Source organism: Sphingomonas sp. Leaf28 (genome assembly GCF_001421685.1).
Classification (GTDB): Bacteria; Pseudomonadota; Alphaproteobacteria; order Sphingomonadales; family Sphingomonadaceae; genus Sphingomonas; species Sphingomonas aurantiaca.
The window spans coordinates 1-23,618 of sequence record NZ_LMKX01000009.1 but is presented as its reverse complement, the minus strand read 5'-3'; the positions used below and the strand labels follow the sequence as shown (position 1 = coordinate 23,618).

Below are 23,618 nucleotides of genomic sequence, written 5' to 3'. Positions count from 1 at the left end.
GATCTAATGGGTCACTTTAATTCTTGCCGCATTCGGCTTCGTCTTCAGGCGCTGTCGGGCGAAACGGATGGCGCCATGAGCTTCCTCGAAACTATCGATCACTTCGAGCACAGCCCGCGACATGGCCTTAAGGGTCGGCACGCATGGTGCCCTAGCAACCGGACTGCCCCGCCCGAAGATGATCTCCGGTTCGAAACGAGCCTCGACCATTAGCGCCTCCTCGTAACCCGGCGGAACGGGGATACGGGTGCCCCGGCCGTCGATGAGCTTGCCCGCCGACATCTCAGGCTCGAGTGCGTTCCAAACGCCCGAAGTGATCGCCACATTTGTCAGGCAGCCAGTCGGGACCACCAAGCGATGTTTATCTCTGCGGTCGAGTTCCGCGAGGGACCATAATAAGCGGTTGCCCCGCGTATAGGGTCTGGCGGCCAAGACAAGTCGTTCCGCGAGCGGCCCGGCTGGCCGGACTCGACGGGCGAGCAGTGAGACGACGTGCCGTCGGTTCGGACCGAACGGAAACTCAGTTTTGGTTATGTCACCGCCCCGCGCCAATGCGCAGGCCGATAGGAGGTAATCCAAGGCCGTCCGCAAATTGTGGACAGCGTCCCCGATGATGAGCGAGAAGGTTCGGTCGGGAAAGAGCTGGCGCTCGCCGACACTAAACGCATATCGGCCTCGGCGGCGTTCGGGCACCATTCCTACTTGCCAGGGATGTCGAGCAAAGTGCCTGTCAGCGATGGCCGCGAACTCGCGGATGTGCTGATCCGCCCGCTCTACCTTACGGATCGCATCAGCGAAGTTGGGTGCGGCTGACGTGTTCTCCATTTCGCCAGACTGCTTGCTGGCGCGAGGCACTGCAAGGCTGGTCAGCAAAAAATGCGCGGTCGCGCTCAAGCACGAGGCGCCAGAGCTTTGGGCACCTATTCGGCGACGCTAGGTGCAGATTAGCGGCAACGCAGTAAGGACGAGTCCGACGATTGCGAGAGCGAGCCCGATCACTGCAATCCAAGCGGGGATGGACACGGCGGGATCGGGCGAGCGCACATACCAGCGGAGCACGCCCCAGAGGCCGATCTTGCGCAGCGAGAAATCAAGCTCGCCGCCCTTAGTGACGCCGAGGCGTTCGCGGATGTCGTAAGGCATGAAGATCGCGTCATCGCGGTCATGACCGAGCAGCAGGGCGTCAAGCGCCTTGCCGTTGGCGTTGTTGGTGAGCCGGGCAACGCCATAACGTTCGACGCCAGCGCGGTGCTTGATATTGAGGCGTACCAGCCAGCGACCGGCTTCGCTCGCCTGCGGCCCTTCGACGTGAAGCTTCGGCATCCTTTTCCTCCAACACTGGCTCGCTCTGGGACCCCTCAGCGGCGATAGGTCTCCAGAAGTCGGGCCTCGTCGATCAAATTCGCGTCCGCGACCCAGGCCGGCGGAATATCCTCGTAGAACATCAGGCCGAAGTCGACATGTTGCGTTCCCGGATCGAACGCTGGATCGTACAGCCAATTGGCCCAGAATTGCAGTACAAGACGGACGAGGCCGGACATCTCGCCATCGTGCAGCCATCGCTCGCCGACTTCGATTGCCCGAAATCCGGGCACCTCGACCGTGAACAGCACCGGTAATCGGCCTTCCTGCAGCAGCGCTCTCGCGCCTTTCCCGAGCAGCTCGACCGCGACAGCCTGGTCGAACTCCGAGCCCTCGACTAGATAGTGATTGAAGGCGGTGAGCAAAGCGCCGCGGGAAATAGTCAGATGCGCCTGGCCTTGCCGGCGCCCGAACTGACCGTCGCCAAAATCCCGGACGGCTGCGCCAAGCCCGTTGCTGGCTTCCGCCCAGCTAGGATGCCGGGAAAGTGTCTTCTCTAGCCGATCTCCTCGGGCCGCGGGGTCGAGAGCCATCAACCCGCCGGCCCGCACGGAGGTAATCTCGTTAGCCGAGAGTCGCGAGCCATGATATGCAACGATCGTCTGGTCGCGCAGCCATGCACGCGTTACGGCGATGAGGTCGCAGCGCTCGACGTCCTCAAGAATGATGTCAAGCGCGTCGCCGAGCCATGCGACCGGGCCGTTTCTGACGCGCTCGCGCAGCCGGTTCGGGACCAGCGCATCGAGAGCGACGCTCAGCCGCGGCGCCCATTCGCCGATAGTGTCGAAGTCGAACTTCATGAGCATTTCCCCCTGTGGAGCGGCGTGAGATCGGGACGATGCGTCGTCACTCGATGTCATAGCGGAACGAGCTGAAGGTGAAGACATATACCGTGCCGGATTGCGGGTTGTATGGGGGCTGAGTTGTCGGATTCTCGGGGCGCGTGCGACTTGCAGCTTGATCTTAGACCGGCGAAGCTGCTCCGGACCTCAGGTCTAGTCTATCCGACTACGCGTCGCTCCAGCCCGACGGCCTCGGTCACACCTGCACAGATCAGCCCAGCTAGCACGCAGGGAAGTGCCGGATCGGCAATTAGTGCAGGGTCGAGGCCAATGTAGCGGTCGAGCAACGCGACTGCCCGCTTTCCGACGCCATGATCGACCCAGAATACCGCGTTGCCCTCTGTGCGCGCCAAGGTCTTAGTTAGCAGATCGATCAGGAAGGATGCGTGGTCGCCCCTTGGAGCCACCTCGAAGAAGTTCAGCAAGACGAGCAGGACCATGAAGATCGGTCCGCTGCCGAAAAGGGTCTGCAGGATCGGCAGGAAGGTCGAGCCATGCTCGATCCCCGCTTCGAGCAGATAGCAGTTTGGCGGCTTGAGGAAATTGTGATGGTTGAACATCATTGCCGCCACAGCCGGACCAAGGTGATGCTCTACCGAATATTCGATGCTGAAACTGGCCCTGTGCCACCCCCCGCTGTCCACCAGCCGCGCCGCGAACCGGGTCCTGATCCATTGTGCATCTTCGACCGACATGTCGCCTCGGTTGAACAGGGCGTCATCGACCGCGAGCATGAGATAGCCGGCCGCATCATAGAAATGGCGGTCCGGAAGCGCAGCTACTTCCTCGAACAGAGGGCGACTAGCCGCCTGGCCGATAGTGCCTGCCAATCGCGGTATGAGAGAATAGAATTGCGTATTCCATTCATCCGGTGCGCTCGACAGGTCTTTGTCCGCCGCCAACCCAAAACCATTGGCGCGACCGGTCCAACCGGAATAAGCGAGGACCAGCGAACCGAGCGCCGCAGACTGGTCGCCCGACATCTTCGCGGCGACTGTTTTCAGCCAGAGCGCGCCTGCTTGCGTATCGACGCGAAGCGCCCCCGAACCTTCAGCGACTTCGTCATGATCATCGTTCTCGGCTATACGCGCGTTGCCGATCTGGATGGGACGCCGATAGATGCGGTCGTGTTCGGGGAAGCTGGGCCAGCCCGGCTCCGTACCGCTGCCTTCCTGCCAAGCCAGTTCTGCGTCGACCGCCCCGCGAGCCCGTGCCGTCCGCCACAAGTTACGCGCCTCTCGGTCGCCCTCTGTCTGGTCATAACGCCGCACCGGCGAGACCGTCGCAGCCAGGGCGCAGCGCAGAATGGATCCCGGCAAGCGAGGATCAGCCTGGGCGAGATCCGCATAGGCAACGGCAATCCCATGCGCGCCAGCCGGATTTCGCATCGCCGCGATCTCCAGGAGGGAGCGGCGGTCCTGGTCCCTGCCAAGCCGAACCCATAGATTGGCAAGCCCGGCGGTCGCGATCGCGAGGGGATTGAAGCGGATTCCGCCCCGCATCCGGTGAACCGGATCCTCGCCTTCCGAGATGCCGCGGCCGAAGACCTCGCGGATCCACGCCTCGTGCTCGGAAACGAGTTCGGCGCTGCCGTCACGTGCCGCGACCAGCGCCGCGCTCCAGACGGTCTGGCCCTGCATCCAGCGCTCATCGCCGCTCTCGGCGCCGAGGCTGTCCATATGAGCCTGCCCATATTCGACGGCAAAGACTGCGAGTTTTGGAGACGATTTCCGTTCAAGCGCGATATTCAACGCCTCTTCGATAGCGCTCTCTCGCGCACGCGGCGCATGACCTTCAGCGAGCTTTTCGGCAATGAGAGCTTCTTTCCCCGGTGCCTCGAAAATATGGCCGCCGCCCTCGATCGCCCGATAATTGTCGGGGTCCGTCGCATTATATGCATGCAGCGCCATCAGCGCCGGGGAAGCGAAAGTAGCCTCAGCTGCCGGCGGGCCCAGCCGCTCTATTTCCTGCTGCTGCAGCAGACGGAGCCGAGCATAATGCTCATCCTTTTCGCTGAGCGCGAACCGGCCAAGAAGGTCTTCCAGCGATGCCCTGCGCGAGACCCTTTTAATAAGGCTCGCCAGTTGCACGATCCCTTTGGGCTCTTCCGGCCCGATATCGCCCCATCCAAACAGGTCGATCTCCGGCCGATTGTCGTAGATCAGCCGCTGGCGGTCGTTGCTGAGAAGCGCGGCGCAGGCGACGAAGGGGACCGCGACTGCCCTGGTCTTGATCCAATGCGAGAGGATCAAGTCGACGGCAACCTGTAGATAAGCGGCCGGCGAGCCCGGGGAGCCGAGAACATCGTTCAGGACAGCGGCCACCTCTTCGCCGGCTTCGATGCGCCTGTGGCCCCAGGCCTCTAACGCCATCATGGCGCAGGCTACGGAATAAGGATCGCTATAGGGGCGCGGAAGCGCGTAGGACTCGATCCACGGGAAGAACCTTTCCCCGTCCTCGAACACCAAACGGTAACCGTTGAAGCCGGGATCCTTTCCGCCTGAGCGCTGGAGAATCACATGATCCACCAGCGCGTGGATCAGACGAAGCCCTTCCTCCGGCGACGTAAGCAACAACTCCAGAAACGGGCCCTGTGCTGGCGATACCGGCAGGAAGCTGGAGTCGATATAAGAGGCGGTGTCGTCCCGATCGTGGCGGCCGCGGCGTCGACCGCGAGCTTCGGATGAATTGAGGCCCAGAAGCGTTAGATCGACCAATTCCTTCGGCGCCGCCATGGCGAGCTGGCCCCGGTTTTTCAGCAGCGATTTAATGATTTCTTCGGGGTGCGGCCGCTCCGCGACACCGCGAAGATAGGCTTTCGCCAGTTCCGGATCGCTATTCGCGAAAGACACGAAGATCCGTCGCAAGTCGCTCTCGAACTCGTAAAGCTGCGACCAGGTGAAACCGGCGGTCAGTTTCGGCTTCTGGTCGGACCTAAGGGATGCGCCGCGTTCCGCCTCGACGATGCTCAGCCATGCATAGACCTGGCCGACAATGGCGCGCGTATAGTCGGGTTGCCCCAGCAGCGCGATCGAGAACCGCTCAAACAAGGCCAGCACATCGTCAAGCGCCAGGGCCGGCAACGTGTCGGCATGGCGTAGAGCAAAAACGACAAGGTGGCGCCAGCTAGCGTTCGAAGGCATGAAGAACGGGCTGTCGAGCGCGCTGATATCGATGCCGAGACGACCGAGCAGCTGCCTTCCGTCCTGTGTTTCAACAGCCAGCGTCGTTCGGATCGTCTCGCGTAACAGCCTGCCGTTGTCGTCAAACAGCCGCGCCCTTGTCCGCTCGAGCAAGTGGGCACTGATTTCCGAACGTACCAGCGCCAGAATGGCGGGCCGGCGCCAGGAAGCATGCGCCGTGCCCGTGCTAAGGAAGCCCAGCATATTGTCCCAGGGCTCGCTGTTACTGGATTGCTCTAGGGCGAAGCGAGCAGCGAGATCGACCATGCGCGCGAAGAAGGATGGCAGCGGCTTGTCGACCGGCAGCGCTTCGAGGGCCTCACGCTCCTGCAGGCGCGCAGCGCCGGCCCATTCCCGAAGCACGTCGTGCCGGAAACTCAGTTGGTCGGTCCCGGTTTCGATCACTGCCTCGCGCTGAATCAGCGCATCGATCGCTCCTGCATCATGACCGCTTGCGTCGATCGATCCCGATCCATCCAGCGCCGCATCCGCAAGCGTTGCAAGGACGCGGCGCCGTTCGCGACGGCCTGCGATGGGACCGTCGCCGGTACGCCACCAATCCTCGGCCATGTCGACCTCGGACCGAAACCTTCTGCCTTGGTCCGGCAAGGCGGCCAGGCGGGCGAGCCGGTAAGGATTGCGAACGATTGCTTTGGCCGGGTGCGAGTCAGACAACAGAGTACCTAGCGCCGGTGCGCCTTCTCGCAGCGCTTCGATGTCCTGGTCCCCGAGGTCGCCAACATGCACCGGCGGCGCGGCGCCGAGCCGAAGAACGGCATCAGCCGGAATCCAGCTTGGTTCCTCGACGCCGAACTCCCTCCGAGCGGTGACAATGACCCGGAAACTCGAAACCGCGACGGCCTCGCGGATTAGATCGACGACCGTTGCCCGCTCGCTCGAACCGGAAAAGAAGTCGAGATTGTCGATGAGAAGTAGGCCACCGCCGCGGATCGCAAGGTCGGCGAGAAACTCGCGGGCGGTGCCGGGTACCTGCAGTGCATCCCTTAGCGCTGTCCATCCCGGACCGATCGTGCGGTTTGGAGTCAGCAGAATGACCGGGCTTTCCGGTTCGGCCTGTTCGGCGAAATGCCGTAGCACCGCCGATTTGCCGACGCCCGCACCACCGCGAATTTCGACATAGCGGCCCTGGTCCAGCGCCACGTGAACGGCTTCGACGATCGGCTGGCGGGAGAGCACGACCCCGGCAATATCCCGGTCGATGTCCACCAAGGCATGACGCGTCATTTCCGCGAGTGCCGCCCCGGCTGCGCGAAAGTCGCGCCTTCCAGCCAACCGATATTGCCCGCTTCCGGCGATCTTGGCGACAAGCGTATCACGGTCGATTTCGCCACCACCTGCGGCCGCTTTATCGAGCGCCTCGGTTCCAATCGCTTTCCAGAGTGTTGCCGCACCTCCCGGTGATGTCGTTTCCAGCCCGCGGGTGGCCCGCTCAACGCCCAGGGTTTCATCGGCCGATGCGGCAGTGCCAAAGTCGAACGGGAGAATCAGGAAGCGCCGCAGGACTGACCAAAGCAGCTCGTCGTCAACCGCATTGCCGCCATGGGCCAGTCGCTCGCGAAAGGTCGCGACAAACCGCCGGGCATCGTCATTGCCCTCGCCGGCATTCGCCAGCCGCCTGAAAAATTCTGCGGCAGAAAGCTGTCGCGCCCAGGTCAGTACGTCTTGATACGCTCCGTCGATCTTCGCCGACCGTCGTGCAATAGCTACGCCGAACCGATGTTCTGGATCGTCCAGCGCGCCCTTACCGATCGCTGATGCAATTTGCCGCACCACATCGGCGAACACACTATCCCCCGGCGCGAAGGTGACCGTCCGTTTGACTTGAATTTCTAGAGTGACGTCGGCGCCTGCGGCGTTGCGTCCGTGGACAATTACATCGTCGAGCGGGAAACCAGCGGCAGCCCGCTGTAGCCCGACTCTGTCGATCCTAGCCCCGGCTGCTCCGCGAGCATCTGCTCCTATGAGCATGGCGAGCAGATAATGTGCCGCCACATCTGCCTCAAAGCGAGTGCCAGCGGGGCCGCTGGCGGCGGGGCTCGCTGCCTTCTTGCCAGCTAGAGACGAAAGTGCGTTTCGCTTTGGCGCGCGTGAACGAGTCCCTCCATCATGCGGCTCGTTCTGCACCCTTGCAGATGAAGTAGTCTCGTCGCTCACCGAAGCGGCTTATCATTCCCATCGGTGATTTGCATTATTCTATGCAGACCATTCCTAGGTCTTCGCCGCAGGTTGGGAAGGCGTCCCCTGTCGTCGCGAGCCTAGGGTGGTACATAATCTGCCCATAACCACACGATCCGACATGTTCGTTCTTTCGAGTAGGAATTGGGTGATAAGAGCCGATGAGGTCGGAAAATTTGTCGCGTTCCAGCAATCCGGACCATTTTCGGCCATCCATGGCACGTTCCCAGCTTCTAAGGGCGATCAGCGGCTCGGGCGCTTATGTGAAGCCTAAACTGACCAATTTGTCGCTGCCGGTTCCGGTCAACGCTAGCGGTAGAGTATCCGGTGACTGTTTATCGCCTGTGATTCGGTTTGAGAGAACCCGTCAGCGTCGACCGTATGCCCCTCCAACCTCCAATCCTCATTGTTCCGCCTACGCAAGCTACGCCACTCGGAACGACCTTGACTTAGACCGAGCTGCGCTATCAACATTCCTCGGTATATAAAATTGTCCGACGGATTAAAGATGACACTCGACATTCGCGGCAGTTTGCAAAAACACAAAAATTAGCTCCGACGGATACGTCGTTCTTGAAGAACTGATTTCGAATTCAATCGACGCATTCCTAATCAGGCAACATCAGGATCCAGCCAAGCGCAGTCTGGAAGTGTCGATCGAGGTCGCCATCATCGCGTCCGGGCTTCTCGGTGACGGCACTGACATCGGAATCACCTGCACCGATAACGGCTGCGGCTTTGGCAACGATCAGACCGACGCTTTCCTGACAAAGGACACCTCCTACAAGGACGACTTGGCGATCGCCGGAATTGGTAAATGCCGAGGGGCTGGGCGCATCCAGTATTTTCATCACTTCGAAAGAGTTGGGATCAGCAGTACCTACCGTAGTGGCGCAGACACCCTAACCCGCAACTTGCCCTTCGCGGCGGGAAGGAAGAAAATCGACTTAACAGACTTTATCGTGGCCGAGGACGAGGCACGGAACATCGGTACTACGATTCGGCTCGACAGCCTTAAAAAATCGCCCCGCGTACGACTTTACAAGTCGGAACCTTTAGGCGAAATCTTCTCTGCAACGAACATGCGGCGCAATATGCTGATTGCATTTCTGCAGCGACTCGTCAGCCTGAAATCGCGCCTCGGCGATTTCGTCATCAAGTTTGAAACACGGTATCCCAAGAACCGTGTTGAGCAGAGCAGCCTGAGCGCTACCGACCTTCCTCTCGTTACGGCGGTAAAATCAGCCGAGGTAGAGGAGCGCGATCCGCGGTCGGGCTGCCCGTTGGGGACCAAGAGGAATTTTACCCTTTCTCACTACCGTCTGGACTCGAAGACATACGACCTTTCACGTAATGCTATTTCGTTGTGCGCTAGGTCATCGCCCGTGCAGGAAATCACCAAACGCTACCTTCGCACCGTCGCTGAACAGAATCGGCCTCTAGAAGGATACCATCACATCGTGCTCGTCGAGGGTGACCTCTTTGATAAGCGGGTGAATGAGCAGCGCGACGGCTTCGACGACATTCCCGATGAAATTCCGGTGGCGGACCTCTTCGCCGAGGAGACCGTCTCGTTCGCAGACATTTTCAACGAGATTGATCCCATAATCGAACAAATGGTTACCCCTTCGGGCTGGAGCAAAGAAGATGTCATTAAAGACGTAACCGATAAGTTTGGCGTAATTCCAGGGATGCTGACCGATACCGACACGAGAGTCGTCTACGGCGACACTGCGAAGTCCGTCGCCGAGCGCGTTTTGAAAAAATACCAGGAACGCATCATAACCGACACTGCAGAGATATTCGACCTCAGGGCGGATATTGAAAAAGCAGAGCCACATACCGCTGATTTTCGCCACAAAATTCACGAGTTCTCTTGGAAATACACATCATCGCTTAAGACCATCGACATGGCCAACCTTTCCCAACTAGTAGTGCGCCGAGCCGCCATTGTCGAAATCCTAAAGTTGGCGTGCAATCGCGAACTGGTCGTCCAAACAAACTTGGAAGGAAAGCGTCGCAAGGACGAACAAATTATCCATAGTATCTTCTTCCCAATGAGAAAGGACAGTCGCGAAACCTCGGATCATGATATATGGTTGCTGAGCGAAGAGTACCAGTACTATGACTACATCGCTTCGGATAAGCCTCTATCGCAGATCGAGCGGAAAGAGGGCGAGAAACTCTTTGATGCGGACATCGACGCAGAGATGGCCGCGACGCTGCGCCGTCGTGCCAACGAAAACGCCGCCATGCGACCCGATATCGCGATCTTCGGCAAAGAAGGCTCCGCGATCATAATCGAGTTCAAGGCACCTGATGTCAGCATGGACGACCAAACCGGCGACTTGTCGGAATACGCACATTTACTCGCCGCCAAATCAAATGGTCGCTTGAAGAAGTTCTATGGGTACCTGATCGGGGACACACTCAATCCCCTACGAATCGCCGGTTGGACAAGATTCGCGTCAGGCAAAAGCTACTTCCGAACGACTGATCTGTCTGACCCAAATAGCGGACGAAACCTCGGGTAGCTCTATGCGGAAACGCTGTTTTACGAAGATATAGTTGACCGTGCGAGCAAAAGGATTGGTGTTTATCGTGACAGGCTGAGGATTGATTTTAGCAAAAAGTAATTGGCTTCAGCACACCAGCAAAACTGAGCTCTACCCTCATTCAGTAGGCGGCCAGCTATCGAATATATGACCTACTATCGACTAATCCGGACTGCTATTGGCTTTCCTAGGACCGTGTAATTTGTGCTAACGCACATTACATTTTTTTCAGACGCGCCGGACAACTGACTTTCTGGACTGGTTCATATTATATTGTGCATCTAGTGATGTACATTTGCCGCGTTATTGCGTTGGCCTTTCGTCCGTTGAAAATTCATCACGCGGGCCGTATAGAAGCGCAAAGGTCTCGCCTTTTACAGGCGTATCTTTAGCGCCACCGTCGGTTTTCAGTCACACGGACCCGCGCGGTGGCGCTTTTTCGCCATGGAATTTAGCCGCGAAATCGCTACGTCATTACGAACACGCTCTGCGTGGGGTCGCGCGAGGTACTTGATCGCGGCTATCGTGCCACGCGCTCACCGATCGACATTATCCGTCAATGGCCGCATCGGGCTGGCCGGTTATCAAAGCATTGACGAAAGCTAGACATAGGTCGCGACTGCGATACCGGTCCCATTTCGACAATTCATCGCGCTCAACCGTTGAAAAGGTTGAATAAATGTACCGGATGTCATCGCGGCTCTGAGCTGGGTGGGCTGAGTTGAACACACCGTATAAAATGAAATATACGGCATCAAGTTTAGCACGAAGTTTCAATCGGCGATCGTCATCCCAAACAAACGGTGGGAGGACGCGCCCGTTAACATCGACATATCCCATATCGATCGCGAATGCTGCAATGTCATGCGAGGTATATGTCAGTTCAAGCGCGGCTGACCTTACAATATCAGCTGCAGACCTATCACCGAACATTCGAGCATAGCCAGAAGGAGGAACAACCGGCAATTGTTCAAGAATATACTTATTTAGATTGCGACTTTGAATTTTATTGCGCGCTATATAGTCGAGAATAACTGAATTTAGATTGGCGAGCAAAAGTGAAGCCTGCGAGGCGGGTAAGCCGTCAAGGAGTGGTAGTTTGTTGCCCGTGCCTACGCGGGGAACGATGGCAGCTATTACCGAGCGAGCGTTGTTTGTGTTGCAAATATCGTTGAAGCCGATTGCGTAGCCGTGATCCATTCCACGCACCAATGCCGCCGAGACCCAGTACCGTGGTGATGTCACGAAATCAGGGTTTAGGAGCTCGACTGCTTTAGAATGAATGCCCTGACCCTGCCCACTCACTGAGCCAGCTGGGGTAATTACCGACGCGTACCGGTGGTTGTACTGCTGGATCGATTTACCTTCATAGAGTGGCATCCACTCTCCGCTGGCGGATGCATACCGCTCTCGACCTATGTTCCAAGCGCTCTCGTCCTCTTCGAGCTCCGTTCGGGTTCTGAAAAATTCGCTGTCATTTGTCATGTGAAACATTGTGCTGTATTTGGCGTCCCAGTCTGTGGAAGCGCCTTGCCCGGATCGATGGACAAGGACTGGTAGACGAGAATATGCGCCTGTCACAATCTTTGTGTCTTCGAATGTCCGAAAGATCGGGACCGTGCCGGTATTCGGATTGACAGCCAGAAGCGTGGTGGCGGTCATCTCGACCGTAAGTCCATCATCTGCTTTCGGCAACGAGGTTAACTTCACCGCGTAACGAAAGGTTTTGAATGGCCTAGCTTTATTCGACATCACAATGACGGTAGGCTGGTCCTCAGCGTGGACATCTTTGAAAAGCCACTTCCGCTTGTTCTCAAAGGCCATAAAGGCTTTGAGCTCTTGCGCCTCGGCTATTGCTGAAAAGAAGGCTGCGCTATTTTTGTCCGCGCCGATTCCGATTGGCACCAAAAGCCCGATCATGCCGTCTGGTCGAACCAGCGCTTTAGCTCGCTCGACGAATAGCGAATACAGGTTGATGTCGCCCTTACTGAGCGAAGGAAATTGCCCGGACTTACGAGCCATCCTGAGCGTGTCGTTCGCTCTTTCTTGTGCGCGCTCGAACTCGTCAAAAAGCGGGTCTCCCGCCCGCTCAAGAGCGTCAACCATTTCCTTTCGACTTGCGGCTTTGACCTGTCGAGCGATCTCGGGGCGACGAGCAGCGAACCACTCTACCTCTTGCAACTTTATTCGGTCCCAGGGCGGGTTGCCGACCACGGCATCAAATCCACCAAGCCGCTCTTTTTCTGCCCAACCGTCCCACACGCCTGGGAAGCTGATTTGCCAGTTCAGAAACTTCTCTTCGACGATGAGTTCGCGCGCACGTTGCCAGATGAGGGTGAAACCCTCGACCTCTGCCTGCTTCGCTTTGCCCCTTTCCGGCGCTTTCTTGCCCCTTGCAATTGGAACCGGATCGCCAAATCGACCGTCCAGCCAGAGCCGGACGAGATCCTTCTCGACTTTGGAAAGCTTCAGCCATTCAAGAGCATGAATGAAGCTTACGAAACTGTCTAACTCGCCGGTCATTAACTCTACGTCGGCGTACATTGCAGCGGAACGGTGCGCTTCCGCAATTTCAACGTCCGTTAGTGCTTCGATGGTCTTCATTGCCTCTGCGGAACGCTGTGCATTCCGAAGAGCGTCGTTCCATAAAAGCTCACCGCCGAGTGAGCTTGCCTTGTCAATCGCATCCCGAACCCAGAGGCCGAACAGGCTGTCGCCAGCGTGCAAATGATGATCAATAAAAGACAATGGCGCGCCCACCGTGAAGGTGTGCAGCCAAAGCGCCACTTTCGCCAGTTCGACAGCCATCGGATTTTTGTCTACCCCATAAATACACCGCTTCAGGACCATCCGACGGACTATGTGGCGATCATCGAGCTGTGTCTCATCGATTGTCCAGTTTGCCGCCCGCGCGTTCTTTGTGATGGTGGCGCGAATGTCCTCAATCTTTGTTGCGAGGGGGGAGGTATACTCTATGTCGGCACCCAAAGACGCGGCCTCTGCCATTGCGTCCAAAACATTGTCCGCGAGTTTGTCGACTAAACTGACGAGAAAATGCCCTGAGCCCATCGCAGGATCGCAGACCCGGAGCGAAAGGATAGAGTTCGCTGGATCAACGTCACGAAGAGCATTGCGATGTTGCGCATCGGAGTCATCATTACGCGGCACCGCTATCGCCGTGGAGAATGCGGAGAGCCTCTCATCGATAAGGGGCTTAAGCGTCTCATCGAGAATTAAAGCCACGAGCGCGTCTGGCGTATAATAACTGCCGGTGTTCTTCCGGGCGAAGAGGTTTGGTCGGACCTCCATCGCACCATCAGCGTCGCGGCAAATTTCAAATTCTAGAAGCCGCTCGTATATCGATCCTAGCTGCTGAACTGATAAGTCGCGGTAATTGATATAGCGCCGCCCGCCCGCGCCGCGTTCAAATGAGAGTGCGTCGAGCGCAGGGGCCATCACGTTGTCGGGTATGCGTATCGTGTCGAGAAGCGATCCGCCCCCTGTTGCGAATAAGCCGCCGTTATATGGCGGAATGCCAATCGAGACATCGCCCTTATCGATAATACGCGACAGGTCGGAGACGTGGCCCCATATTCGAGCTGCTGAAGCTGAGAACGTGTCGCCTGCAGAGACGCGTTCGCCAACATCGTGACGTTGCCTACGAAGCGAATAGTCATCGTACCTGCTGTCTCCGACAGGCAGCAAGTTGCGATCTTCAGCATACAGTAGAAACAACAAGCGATAGAGCAGGACGAGCGAAGCTTCGCGCACGCTTTGAAGAGAAGCGGCCGGCGCGGCCGTTGCGATTGACGACGCTAAGCTCGGGAACACCTGTTGAAAAACTAACCTCGATAAACTGGCGGCTACCCGTTCCTCGTAGAATGCCGCAGCCGCCCGGGCTCGCTCCAAGAAGGACCGGTTCTCGGTGCCTTCCCTAATGAAAGCTTGACGGGAAAACATCACCGCAAACACGCGCAACCAATGGTCTCGATCCGCCTGTGTTGAGAAAAGATCGTCAGCGTCTTTTAGAGCCAATGCACGTCCGAGATTGATCTCCAAAAATTCCTCGGAAACTGATCGTGCGCCGGCCCAGTAAAGCCTCCATTTTGGTCCGTTAGTTAGGATTCCCCAACGTAGTTTCCCGATTGTAAGATCGTCGATACGTCGGAGATAGCGAAGCATCTGCGTCGACGGTGCCGTCGCCTCCTCTCGGCCAGACGCACGGTCCAACGGACGAGCCCAGCGCTTGCTTTCCACCACAGCGAGTCCGTAATCGTACCGCTTCGACTGATCATCCAAGCGATTGGCAGCGGTCTTGGCAGTAGCATCAGCGAACAGCAATCCATCGGGCACGTCATCGCGTCCCTTGGCACTTAAATTCTGCTGACGGAGCGACTCCGCCCAACCGAGAGCCTCTAGCACGGGCCAGATGAAATCATCCTCAGTCTGGCTTTCGTTTGTTCGAGCGTTCTGAGGCAGTTTGTCTGCAATCTTGACCAACTGCGCACGCAAACTCGCGACATTGACGGCAAGGTAGTCGGCGGTGCCGACGATACCCTCGGTGAGGTAGTCGGTCGTGAAAAGCGACCCCGTGATGAACAAAGCTGAATCGGACACTCGCACCTCTTTTTGGTTCTCATAGAGCGCCGTCCGGGCGGTTCAAAGCGCGGAGACCTAATGAGGCGATTTGGTGACCGGACGAATGCCGCATTTCGTACGGACACATTGGGGAAAATGATCCAAGCATTGACCGACCGAATCGTTGGCGGTGAGCGCTGCGCGGACATCGCTGCCGAAGCGACCGTACGGCTTACCCAGCTGTCAGTCTGCGGTGTGGATTAAGCGTAGCATAGGGCTCTCTTGGTAACTTCTGGCCCACGTGTCGAACGCTGCCGCCACGCTGCCGTTCTGCTGGCACACATCATCGTCATTGCGTTCTTGTTCAGGACGCTACGCCCGCTGAACGAGCTGCTCGATGGTGTCCGGTTCGGCTTTGATCAGCGACAACAGGACTCGCGCCGGCGCATCTGGCTGGCTGCGGCTTTGCTCCCAGTCCCGCACTGTACCCAGTGGGAGATGGTATGCGCGGGCAAACTGATCCTGTGTCTTGCCCGTACGTTTGCGGATCGCGGCCACATCAATAGGCACTGCTACCCTTGCGTGACCCGTTTCTCCATTAGCATGGGCAATAGCGTCACTAAGGCCAGCTGCGATTTTGTCGAAAGCACTATTCATTTTTTCCTCCTAAGGCTGTCGGTCAGCGTCTTGGTAAAAGCGGCAAGAGCATCTCGCTCACCCTTAGTGAGATTGGCCTGTTCGTTTTTTTTCAAACACGGTCAGCAGGAACGTCGGCACATCGATGCCCGCATAATAGGTGATGACCCGATACCCGCCAGATTTACCGCCGCCCGGCCGGGCTACCCGTAACTTCCGCGCCACGCCGCATCCCGGCATAATTTCCCCGGCTTCCGGATTGGCAGCGATCAGGTCGACCACCATCTGCTGCTCCTCGGCACTCATGCCAACGTCCTTCGCCGCCGCAAGGTAGGCATTGGTTTCGATCACCGACTACATGTCAGAACATGTACGGGTTACCCGTAGTTAGTCAAGCGCGTCGTGTCACCAGGGGGACCCAGCCTGTTCGGAGCAATACGACCACTAAGCAATCCATCACTCGCAGCCTCTCGGCCTCGCTCTGCTACGTGAACGAACGGCTGCTTACCGGCGATCGCCGCCCGATAACGGACGGGCGGCCTTCCTGAAGAGTTTCGGATGCCGGCAGGCGTACGAAAGTCTTGGAAGCCCGAACCCGCGGGCCGCAGGCGATGCGCTATGAGGTTTTCGGTTTCCGGCCGGTTTTGGTGGCCCGCGCCACGGCGGATGTGGGCGCGAGCCTAGGAGCAGACTGTCCGGATTCCAGTGGGCATGATGGGTTCGCGAGCGCTGACAGCGCGGCGTTGCTCCATGTTGCCGCCCCTCTGATGGCTATCGGCGCAGGTAACATCGTCTCCGCAAGCACGAGCCCTGCGAGATAGATAACTCCTTGGCCGTGCCCGGTCACGACGCTTGGCGAAACAGTGTCGCAGCGTGTGCGGTCCGACCCGCTTGTCGATGCCCGCTGCTTGCCCCGCCTCGACCACCACCCGGTAGATCTGCCGCGTGCTGAGTGGCTTGAGATAGTGCTGACCGGGAAACAGCCACCCGTCGACGTGCAATACGCCCTCACGCCGACCCACTCGCCACCACTCCCGCAGCAACGCCAACAGCCCGACCGGGAGCATGGCGTTGCGATACCGCCCGCCCTTGCCGCGCTCGACCCGCAGCAGCATGCGCTAGCTGTCGACGTCGCGCACTTTGAGGGCGGCGACCTCGGCCGCACGCAGTCCGGCGCCATAGGCGACCGACAGCGCCGCCTGATGTTTGAGGCATGTGGTTGCCGCCAACAGCCGCGCCACCTCGTCCTGGCTCAGGACCACTGGCAACTTGCGCACGTGCCGCATGCGGACCAGCTTACGGGCAAGATCCGGCCGGTCGAGCGTCTGGATGAAGAAGAACCGCGGTGCCGATACGATAGCATTCATGGTCGGCGCAGACACGCCCAGGTCACACTGCTCGATCTGGAAGCGCCGAACCTCCTCCGCCGTTGCTGTGTCGGGCGAGCGCCCGAGGAACGTCGCGAACCGCCCGACGTCGCGAATGTAGTTCCGATGCGTCTCAGGACCGAAGCGGCGTATGTCCATCTCGTCAATGAGACGTTGGCGTAACGGGCTGACGGCAACAACGGGTATGAGGATAGTCATGGCAGGGCTCCTTTCGTGGAACCCCGATGCTCTGCCTGCTTCCCGTAGCGCTCAACCGATGCGCTACACCCGCGATATCAATTCAACCGCGCCCCGCACGACCCTCCCGCGCAGCGGGTTCGGGCATCCACCAATTTCGTCGATTCCAAGTTGCACACCCTCATACGGCGCAAGCCCCCCGCCTCGCCCGTTAGCTTGCCATGTGCCTTTTGATGCAGTCCGGGTATCTGATGCGCGGCGGAATAAACACTTGGCCCCCACGGCGCCATGATTCATCCTGCGGTGATGCGAACCGATGCACCCGCAACCCCCATTTAACACGCTTATCCCCCCGCCTCGCCCGCGTGCTTTCTGTGTCGCAAAAGGTGCAATCCCAGACCGGCCGGAAGCCGGCCCAGGTCCTAGGGCGCGCGGCGTTTAGAACCGGCGCGGCGTGGGTGCAGTTTGGTGCACTTTGGGGGGGCCGGGGTACAGCTTGTGGGGAGGGGGAGTCGCGAGGCGTTTGGGCAAGGCCCCGGCACCCCAGCGACACTGGCACCCCGGCCCCGCGTGTCGAATCAATCCCCTCACCTCGGCCGCCCCCTCCTAGGCCGCCTCGTGGCTCTCTCGTCTCATTACCCCAAATACCGCGCAAGAACCCCCGCCTCGCCCGCGAGCTTTTTGTGTGGCTTTCGATGCAGTCGGCGGGATTGATGCAGCACGGCGTGAAACCGTGGCTTCCACAGCTGGTCTGGGTCGTCCGGCCTGTTGCGTTTTGATGCACCTCGAGCGTTTCAGCAAGCCCGACGTGCGTTGCCGATCTGGCACCGATTTTGCGCATCCTCCCCAGGATGCACGGGGCGGCGCAAGCCGGCACGCTCACCCGCGGTCGCTGGATGTTGAACCTGTTGAGTTCGGGGCCTGGGGGGCTTGGTGGAGCAGGAAATCTGCGCACGCCAACGGCGTTCCTTTTATATTTAACCTTGTAGGGTCGGGTTCTGACCACCCGGTGAATTCGCGTTACAGAGGTCGACGCGACGGCCTAGCGAAGCGAGAGCTTTCGCGAGAGGGGACTCGTTGCCGGCACGGAATGCCGCCAGGTCCTCGGCCGAGATCGTCGCTAGCATCGCCGCGGTTTCCTCTTCGTTGGCCTTCCTACGGGTTACCTCGTCGTCCGGCATCGGCCCCTTGCCCATCATCCGGCGGACCATGTCGGCCGCTTCCTTCGGTAGGCCAAACCAATACGCGTTGGTCACCTGCTTCACCTGGGGACCGAAGGCGTCGGGGTCTTCGATCGGTTCGAACCGCCGGATCCAGTTGATGAAACCATGATCCTTGAGACGCGCGAGCGCGCTGACGATCGCGCCGCGCGAACGGCGCAACCGATCGGCCAGCGTTGCGATGGCGGGTTCGAGCCTACCCGTCTTGAAGTCGATCATTCGCATCAGCTCGCGCAGCACGTCTACGCCGATCGCGCCCAGCGGACCGTTACGCTTGCCCGCGATCTTGTGCTTTCGGTCGTAGGTTTCGGCAGCGCGCATGCGCGCGTTGCGTTCTGCCTTGTTGAATGGCCTCCAGTACCGCTGCTCGCGCTCGCCGGCGCGATAGCTGCTGCGGCGTACGGGTTGCCCTGTGCTATGCCCCTTCGCGGCTTTGCTGCCGACGATCTTGAAAAGGGAGCGCGCGGTCATGCCACTGCCCCCTCCAGGATCAGGCGTGTTGCCTGAGCCCCGCAAGCAACGATTCCAGCGGCGCGAGGTCCTGGACCAGCATATCCGCCCATTCCTGCGCCAGCTCGCGCCTGCGCGGCATGTATGCCGCACGATTGTACGCGGCCTCGACGGTGTTGCCCGGCACATGTGCCAGCATCAGATCGATGATCGCGCGATCCCCGACTCTGCTCTCCACGCCTGCCAGCTCGTTCATCACCGTGGAGAACGTCGACCGCCAGCCGTGCGGAACGTGGATCCCCGTAAATCCAGCCTCGCGATACGCCTTGCTCAGCGTGCTGTCGCTGAGCGGCCTTCTGGGATGGCGCACGCTGCGAAAGATCAGCGGCCCCTTCCCCGCAAATTCCATCGCGACCTTTATCGTCTCGACCGCCTGGCGCGACAGAGGAACGATGAACTCGAAGGCTGCATCCTCCTTCTGATCCACCACCAGTTTCATCTTGGCGGCAGGAATACGCCACTGCGGCTCCGGCCCGTCCAAGCCCTCGAATTCCTTCGGCTCGGCCATCCGCAGCACGCCCGACCGTACCGCTGTAAGCGACAGGAAACGCGACGCGAGCTTGGTTAGCGGATGGGCTGGCTGCTGCTCGACCTTGCGCAGCACGATACGCGCGGCTTCGACGGTCCGCACGGCCGGCTGCTTGCCGCGCTTGATCGGTGACAAGGCGCGTTGCGCGACCGCGGCGGGATCCGCCGCAACTATGCCGCTCCCGATCGCGCGGGCAAACACTTCCGAGATCCGCTGTCGGATACGATGCGCCGTCTCGATCGCCCCGCGTTCCTCGACCGGACGGAGAACCTTCAGCACCAGAGGCGTCGTGATCGCGTCGATCGGCAGATGCCCGAGCTTCGGATAGACGTCCTGCACGAAGCTGTTCTTCACGTTCTGCGCATATCGCTTCGACCAGGTCGCGTCCTGGCTGGCTAACCAATCCTCGGCGATCATCTTGAACGTGGCACCGACGCGCGCAACCTGCGCCGCGGCCTGCTGCACCTTGTGGACGGAAGGATCGACGCCCTCGCGTAATAGCTTCGCCGCGTTCTCCCGCATCGCGCGCGCCTGGATCAACGTCGTGTCCGGATAAGAACCGAACACCAGACGCTTCTCCTTGCCGCCGAAACGGAATTTCATGCGCCAGCTGCGATAGCCGCTCGGCATAATGTATAAATATAGCCCGCCGGAGTCGCCCAGCTTGTAAGCCTTGTCCTTCGGCTTCGCCTTCTTGATGGCCGTATCCGTCAGCATCCAGTGCCCCCAAGCACGGAAACTGGTGCCCCCGAAGTGCCCCCAAAAGATCGTCGCTGCATTGGGTGACAATGGGACGCGATGGGATCACGCACAACCCTGTAAAACCAACGAAACCCGCCCCTTTCGGGACGGGTCGGGATACGTTGGAATTAGTGGTTGGTGCCCCTGGCCGGAATCGAACCAGCATGCCTTGCGGCAACCGATTTTGAGTCGGTCGCGTCTACCAATTTCGCCACAGGGGCAGCGGCGGGTTGGCTAGACGAAGCGTTCGTCCGCCGCAAGCGGTCTTGATCGGAAAACGTGTCGGTTCAGTTCCTCGGCGGCTGGCGGCGGTAGCTGAGCGCTTCGGCGATGTGGAGGCGGGCGACGGTTTCGCTGCCAGCCAGGTCGGCGATGGTGCGGCCAACGCGGAGGATGCGTGTGTAGCCGCGCGCAGTCAGGTGCATCGCTTCGGCGGCTTGCGCGAGCAGGCGACGACCCGCTTCGTCCGGCGTGGCGACGGCATCGAGCAAGGCGCCATCCGCCTCGGCGTTCGTGCGAACCGGGTGGTCGCGGTAGCGGTCTGACTGGATCACGCGAGCGGCGGCAACGCGGACAGCGACCTCTGCCGAGCCTTCGGTCGGTGGCGGGAGGATCAGGTCGGCGGCGCTGACCGCCTCGACGTCGATGTGGAGGTCGATCCGGTCGAGCAAAGGGCCCGACACCTTTGCCTGATAGTCGGCCGCGCATTTCGGCGCACGGTCTGATCCTCGGCTACCGTTGCTCATCATGGGCTGGCGCGGCGCGACTCCCGGAAAGCTCATCAACGACGGTGGCGTGCGCCCCGGCGAAATCGTCCTCAATTTCGAGGGCGAGGGCCTGCTGGAGCGGAACGAGCGCGCGGAGCGCCGGACCAGGTGGTTCATCGCGCATGAAATGGCGCACTTCTGGCTGGGGTCGGAGGGCGTGGCCTACAGCGCGCCATCCGACGCATGGATCACCGAGGGCGGCGCCGAGATGATGGCCTACACGTTGCTGGCCGACGCCGACCATGAGTATGTGATCGGCGAGCTCCAGCGGGCGGTGGACGATTGCGTGAAGCTCGGCACGAAGCCGATCGCACAAGCTGCCGATCGCCATGAAAGCCGTGTTTTCTACGCCTGCGGGACGGTATTCGCATTGGCGGCATCCGGCGTCGCGCGACGCCACGGCGGTTCCAATTTCTTCGACTTTATCAATCCGCTGCTTACCCGCCATCAAGCCGATCGACGCTTGGGCGGGACAGAGTGGCTCGATTATTTCGATGGTTTGAACGATGACAAACACGCAGGCGATGTCATGCGTGCGATGATCCAGCGTGGGTCGAGCCAACCGCTTAAAGACGTGGAGACAATCCTGAAACCGGGCAACGTCCCGCTGACCGTCACTGGTAATACCCTTATGCTTTCATCAGCGGCAATCTGACGACAGAGACACGCTCCGGGCCTCACTAATACAGCGACATGTCCGGAGCCGCCGCTACGTCGGCGCGGGCTTTTTCAATGAGCTGAACGACTTGAATAGACCACTGAAGGGGTAAGTCTTATGATGGTGTTCGCGCTTCTACTTTCGCAGGCTCAGGCGGTACCTCAAGCACCGCCCGAGACGGATATTGTCGTGATCGGCAAGCGACTGGCGGCTTGGCGGGGAAAGGTTGCGACCACCATCGGCGTCACGACGTGCAAGACGACGATATCGACTGGGGACAAAGACGTCGACGACGTGGGATGCACGGCCCTCAAACGATGCTGGTCCGAGTACCGGCCTCAGCTTGCATCCGCCCGGAAACGACATGACAAAGGGGAGATCACAGACGTTCGTGGTCTTGAGGCGGCTTTTGGACAGTGCTTTAAATCGAGCCGCGACGAGTTGGTTGACCAGCTTGTCGCACGTCGACGCGTTCCGTCATCCTGAACTTGCATCCCCGATGACGAACGACCAGCGAGATGACCTGGCCGTCGTCACCGGCATGGCGGAAGGGGCCACCGTGAAAGCGGCAGCTCAACCGTGAGACGACAGGATTTGCGCTACCTGCCGGATCATGGTGTGATGATCGGGCTCGAACGGGGGTAGGGATCGTGCGGGTTCGACGCCGATCCCTTCCGCCGAATGCCCATAGGGATCGCGATACTTCTCGGCGGGCAGCGTGAGCGTCCAGCCGTTTGGCAGCGGCTTGCTGAGTTGATCGGACAAAGCTCCTCTTGTCCGGCTGCCGATATGCACCACGTTCGGCAGCACCCGCATCGCGAGGGTAAACGTCTCACCGGCGCTGACCGTCACGTCGCTGGTCAGTAAAGCGATTCTACCAAGATAGCGGACGCGCTCGGACGGCATGACTTCGAACTGCTGGTAGGGACCGTTCGCACCTATGGCCCTCTTCGAGAAAGCCAGATGGCGCCCGTCGGCGAAACGACCGGCGATACGGAGGCTGATCGCATCGTACCCACCACGATTGTTAGAGACATCCACGATAACGCCGGGAAGCCCCTGAAAGGCAGCAAGCGCCTCGTCCAGCGCGGCGTCCAGCACCTTTGTGCTATTTGGAAGAGCGTCCTTGTCGAACGCTCCCATGGCGACGATGTTGATATAGCCGACCCGCCCGATCGTCCCCCACAGGATGCGGCGGTTGGCGACCTGATGTCCACCGCCATCGAGAAGGGCGGTGATCCCGTCGTGATAGGACTTGGACCAGGCCCGCTCCCGCGCGGCGGGATCGGAACCCAATGCAGAGTCTGCTCGAGCGTTCTTGATGGTTCGGGCTTCGCCACCCTCGAAATCGTGATCAACGCCGTCGATCTTGGCCTCAAGACCGACATGGGCATCGTCGAGGCTCGCCAGCGCCCGGGTGGTACGTTCGAAGAAGGGCAATCCGGGAGGTGAAGCGTCGCTGGTCGCAAGAGCAGCAGTCAATGCATTTAGCGTCCGTCCGCGCCGGCCGAATCCGGGATAGAGGTCAGAGAACGTCGCCGCGATGACCTCTGCTATGTCGTGAGCCGTCCAATCGCGTTTCGTGGTGCAGCGGCGCGGCAGCGCATCTATGCGCTCGAAGGAGTATGCGGCGAATGCAAGATGGGTCCGTCCTGTGACGGACACCAGCCGATAGGCATCGTCGTCGAGGTCGTCGCTGGTCCCGCGATAGCAGAACGCGCCGGCCTCATGGTAGAGTGTACGGGTCCCGCCTCGCACGACGAGGATATGCCCATAGCCGCGCGATCGCCAAACGCCATCGATAACCTTACCGGCCGTCGCTACCGGCACCCACGGCTGCGCCGGAGCAAGGGAGAAGCCCGCTACAGATAACCCCATGCCTCCGACATATTGAATAAACTTGACGACCAATGTCCCCACCATTGCTTAATCTAAAACGCCATAGGCTAGCAGGCTTCTGCACGTCGATACGATGCGATCACCGATTGAGGTGACGCAGGACAATAAGCAAGACGACGCGACTTACGCTGGCGTCGAGGGGCATTGTCGGACATCGCCACTCACGAAAGTTCGTGCTTTCAGGTAGCATCCATCGGCGGAAAGGACGCCTGCTCAGACCCAGAATCGGCCATACACGCGCTCCTTCTCTGCTCCCAACATCGGACACCTGTTCATGTTCAACACGGCTAGTTTCAAAGGCTGGCTCCCACCCCAGAAAGTCGCGTTTTGAAGTAAGCGGCTCAACTGCCGTGACCGCTAGATATTGCGAACAGGCCA

13 protein-coding genes, 1 tRNA gene and 2 pseudogenes are annotated in these 23,618 nt (G+C 59.6%); 3 read left to right on the top strand and 13 right to left on the bottom strand.

All coding sequences use genetic code 11. The features are described 5' to 3' along the window. Positions 1-3: 3 nt before the first annotated feature. The 4 genes from ASE79_RS13210 to ASE79_RS13195 all read right to left on the bottom strand — a co-directional run bounded on the left by ASE79_RS13210 (position 4) and on the right by ASE79_RS13195 (position 7,399). Positions 4-894: a hypothetical protein gene (locus ASE79_RS13210; protein ID WP_156359686.1), complete on the bottom strand. Its 891-nt coding sequence runs from the start codon at positions 892-894 to the stop codon at positions 4-6. Between the two features lie 39 nt (positions 895-933). After that, positions 934-1,323, bottom strand: a complete 390-nt coding sequence (locus tag ASE79_RS13205) for a hypothetical protein (RefSeq protein WP_056417411.1) — start codon at positions 1,321-1,323, stop codon at positions 934-936. 35 nt (positions 1,324-1,358) lie between these two features. Next, positions 1,359-2,162: a hypothetical protein gene (locus ASE79_RS13200; RefSeq protein WP_156359685.1), complete on the bottom strand. Its 804-nt coding sequence runs from the start codon at positions 2,160-2,162 to the stop codon at positions 1,359-1,361. Between the two features lie 200 nt (positions 2,163-2,362). Beyond that, a complete protein-coding gene (locus ASE79_RS13195; RefSeq protein WP_156359684.1) occupies positions 2,363-7,399 on the bottom strand; it encodes a hypothetical protein in 5,037 nt (1,678 codons plus the stop codon). An 833-nt stretch (positions 7,400-8,232) separates the two neighbouring features. Between ASE79_RS13195 and ASE79_RS13190 the strand changes: the two genes are divergently transcribed. Further along, on the top strand, positions 8,233-10,116 hold the full coding sequence (locus ASE79_RS13190) for a hypothetical protein (protein ID WP_200910384.1): 1,884 nt from the start codon (positions 8,233-8,235) through the stop codon (positions 10,114-10,116). A gap of 570 nt (positions 10,117-10,686) precedes the next feature. Here ASE79_RS13190 and ASE79_RS13185 read toward each other — a convergent pair. From ASE79_RS13185 to ASE79_RS13150, 8 genes and pseudogenes are all read right to left on the bottom strand, one after another. Continuing rightward, positions 10,687-14,754 (bottom strand): Eco57I restriction-modification methylase domain-containing protein, encoded by a 4,068-nt coding sequence (locus ASE79_RS13185; RefSeq protein ID WP_200910383.1) that lies wholly within the window; start codon positions 14,752-14,754, stop codon positions 10,687-10,689. A 333-nt stretch (positions 14,755-15,087) separates the two neighbouring features. Then, positions 15,088-15,372 carry a helix-turn-helix domain-containing protein gene (locus ASE79_RS13180; RefSeq protein ID WP_082445302.1) on the bottom strand — a complete coding sequence of 95 codons (285 nt, stop codon included), beginning with the start codon at positions 15,370-15,372 and terminating at the stop codon, positions 15,088-15,090. A gap of 63 nt (positions 15,373-15,435) precedes the next feature. Then, positions 15,436-15,702 carry a hypothetical protein gene (locus ASE79_RS13175; protein ID WP_056417395.1) on the bottom strand — a complete coding sequence of 89 codons (267 nt, stop codon included), beginning with the start codon at positions 15,700-15,702 and terminating at the stop codon, positions 15,436-15,438. Between the two features lie 503 nt (positions 15,703-16,205). Next, positions 16,206-16,937 (bottom strand): annotated as a pseudogene (locus ASE79_RS13170) (tyrosine-type recombinase/integrase); the annotation flags it as partial. Between the two features lie 956 nt (positions 16,938-17,893). After that, positions 17,894-18,607, bottom strand: coding sequence for a hypothetical protein (locus ASE79_RS13165; protein ID WP_056417392.1), 714 nt, complete (start codon positions 18,605-18,607; stop codon positions 17,894-17,896). Positions 18,608-18,626: 19 nt separating this feature from the next. Then, positions 18,627-19,892, bottom strand: a complete 1,266-nt coding sequence (locus tag ASE79_RS13160; RefSeq protein ID WP_056417389.1) for a tyrosine-type recombinase/integrase — start codon at positions 19,890-19,892, stop codon at positions 18,627-18,629. A gap of 160 nt (positions 19,893-20,052) precedes the next feature. Continuing rightward, a tRNA-Leu gene (locus ASE79_RS13155) sits at positions 20,053-20,137 on the bottom strand. Positions 20,138-20,203: 66 nt separating this feature from the next. After that, positions 20,204-20,638, bottom strand: a pseudogene (locus ASE79_RS13150) (ATP-binding protein); the annotation flags it as partial. A 16-nt stretch (positions 20,639-20,654) separates the two neighbouring features. Here ASE79_RS13150 and ASE79_RS13145 point away from each other — a divergent pair. Both ASE79_RS13145 and ASE79_RS20990 read left to right on the top strand, forming a co-directional pair. Further along, positions 20,655-21,338 carry a hypothetical protein gene (locus tag ASE79_RS13145; protein WP_156359683.1) on the top strand — a complete coding sequence of 228 codons (684 nt, stop codon included), beginning with the start codon at positions 20,655-20,657 and terminating at the stop codon, positions 21,336-21,338. A 120-nt stretch (positions 21,339-21,458) separates the two neighbouring features. After that, on the top strand, positions 21,459-21,827 hold the full coding sequence (locus ASE79_RS20990) for a hypothetical protein (RefSeq protein ID WP_156359682.1): 369 nt from the start codon (positions 21,459-21,461) through the stop codon (positions 21,825-21,827). A gap of 87 nt (positions 21,828-21,914) precedes the next feature. On the opposite strand, the gene ASE79_RS13140 is transcribed toward ASE79_RS20990, so the two are convergent. Further along, entirely contained in the window at positions 21,915-23,252 is a 1,338-nt protein-coding gene (locus ASE79_RS13140; RefSeq protein WP_162237041.1) for a S41 family peptidase, read from the bottom strand. Positions 23,253-23,618 lie beyond the last annotated feature (366 nt).

Excerpts from the sequence above, each read along its gene's own strand:
- ASE79_RS20990 (WP_156359682.1), top strand. The coding sequence starts at position 21,459 with ATGATGGTGTTCGCGCTTCTACTTTCGCAGGCTCAGGCGGTACCTCAA.
- ASE79_RS13205 (WP_056417411.1), bottom strand. The coding sequence starts at position 1,323 with ATGCCGAAGCTTCACGTCGAAGGGCCGCAGGCGAGCGAAGCCGGTCGC.
- ASE79_RS13200 (WP_156359685.1), bottom strand. The coding sequence starts at position 2,162 with ATGAAGTTCGACTTCGACACTATCGGCGAATGGGCGCCGCGGCTGAGC.
- ASE79_RS13165 (WP_056417392.1), bottom strand. The coding sequence starts at position 18,607 with ATGACCGCGCGCTCCCTTTTCAAGATCGTCGGCAGCAAAGCCGCGAAG.
- ASE79_RS13160 (WP_056417389.1), bottom strand. The coding sequence starts at position 19,892 with ATGCTGACGGATACGGCCATCAAGAAGGCGAAGCCGAAGGACAAGGCT.
- ASE79_RS13180 (WP_082445302.1), bottom strand. The coding sequence starts at position 15,372 with ATGAATAGTGCTTTCGACAAAATCGCAGCTGGCCTTAGTGACGCTATT.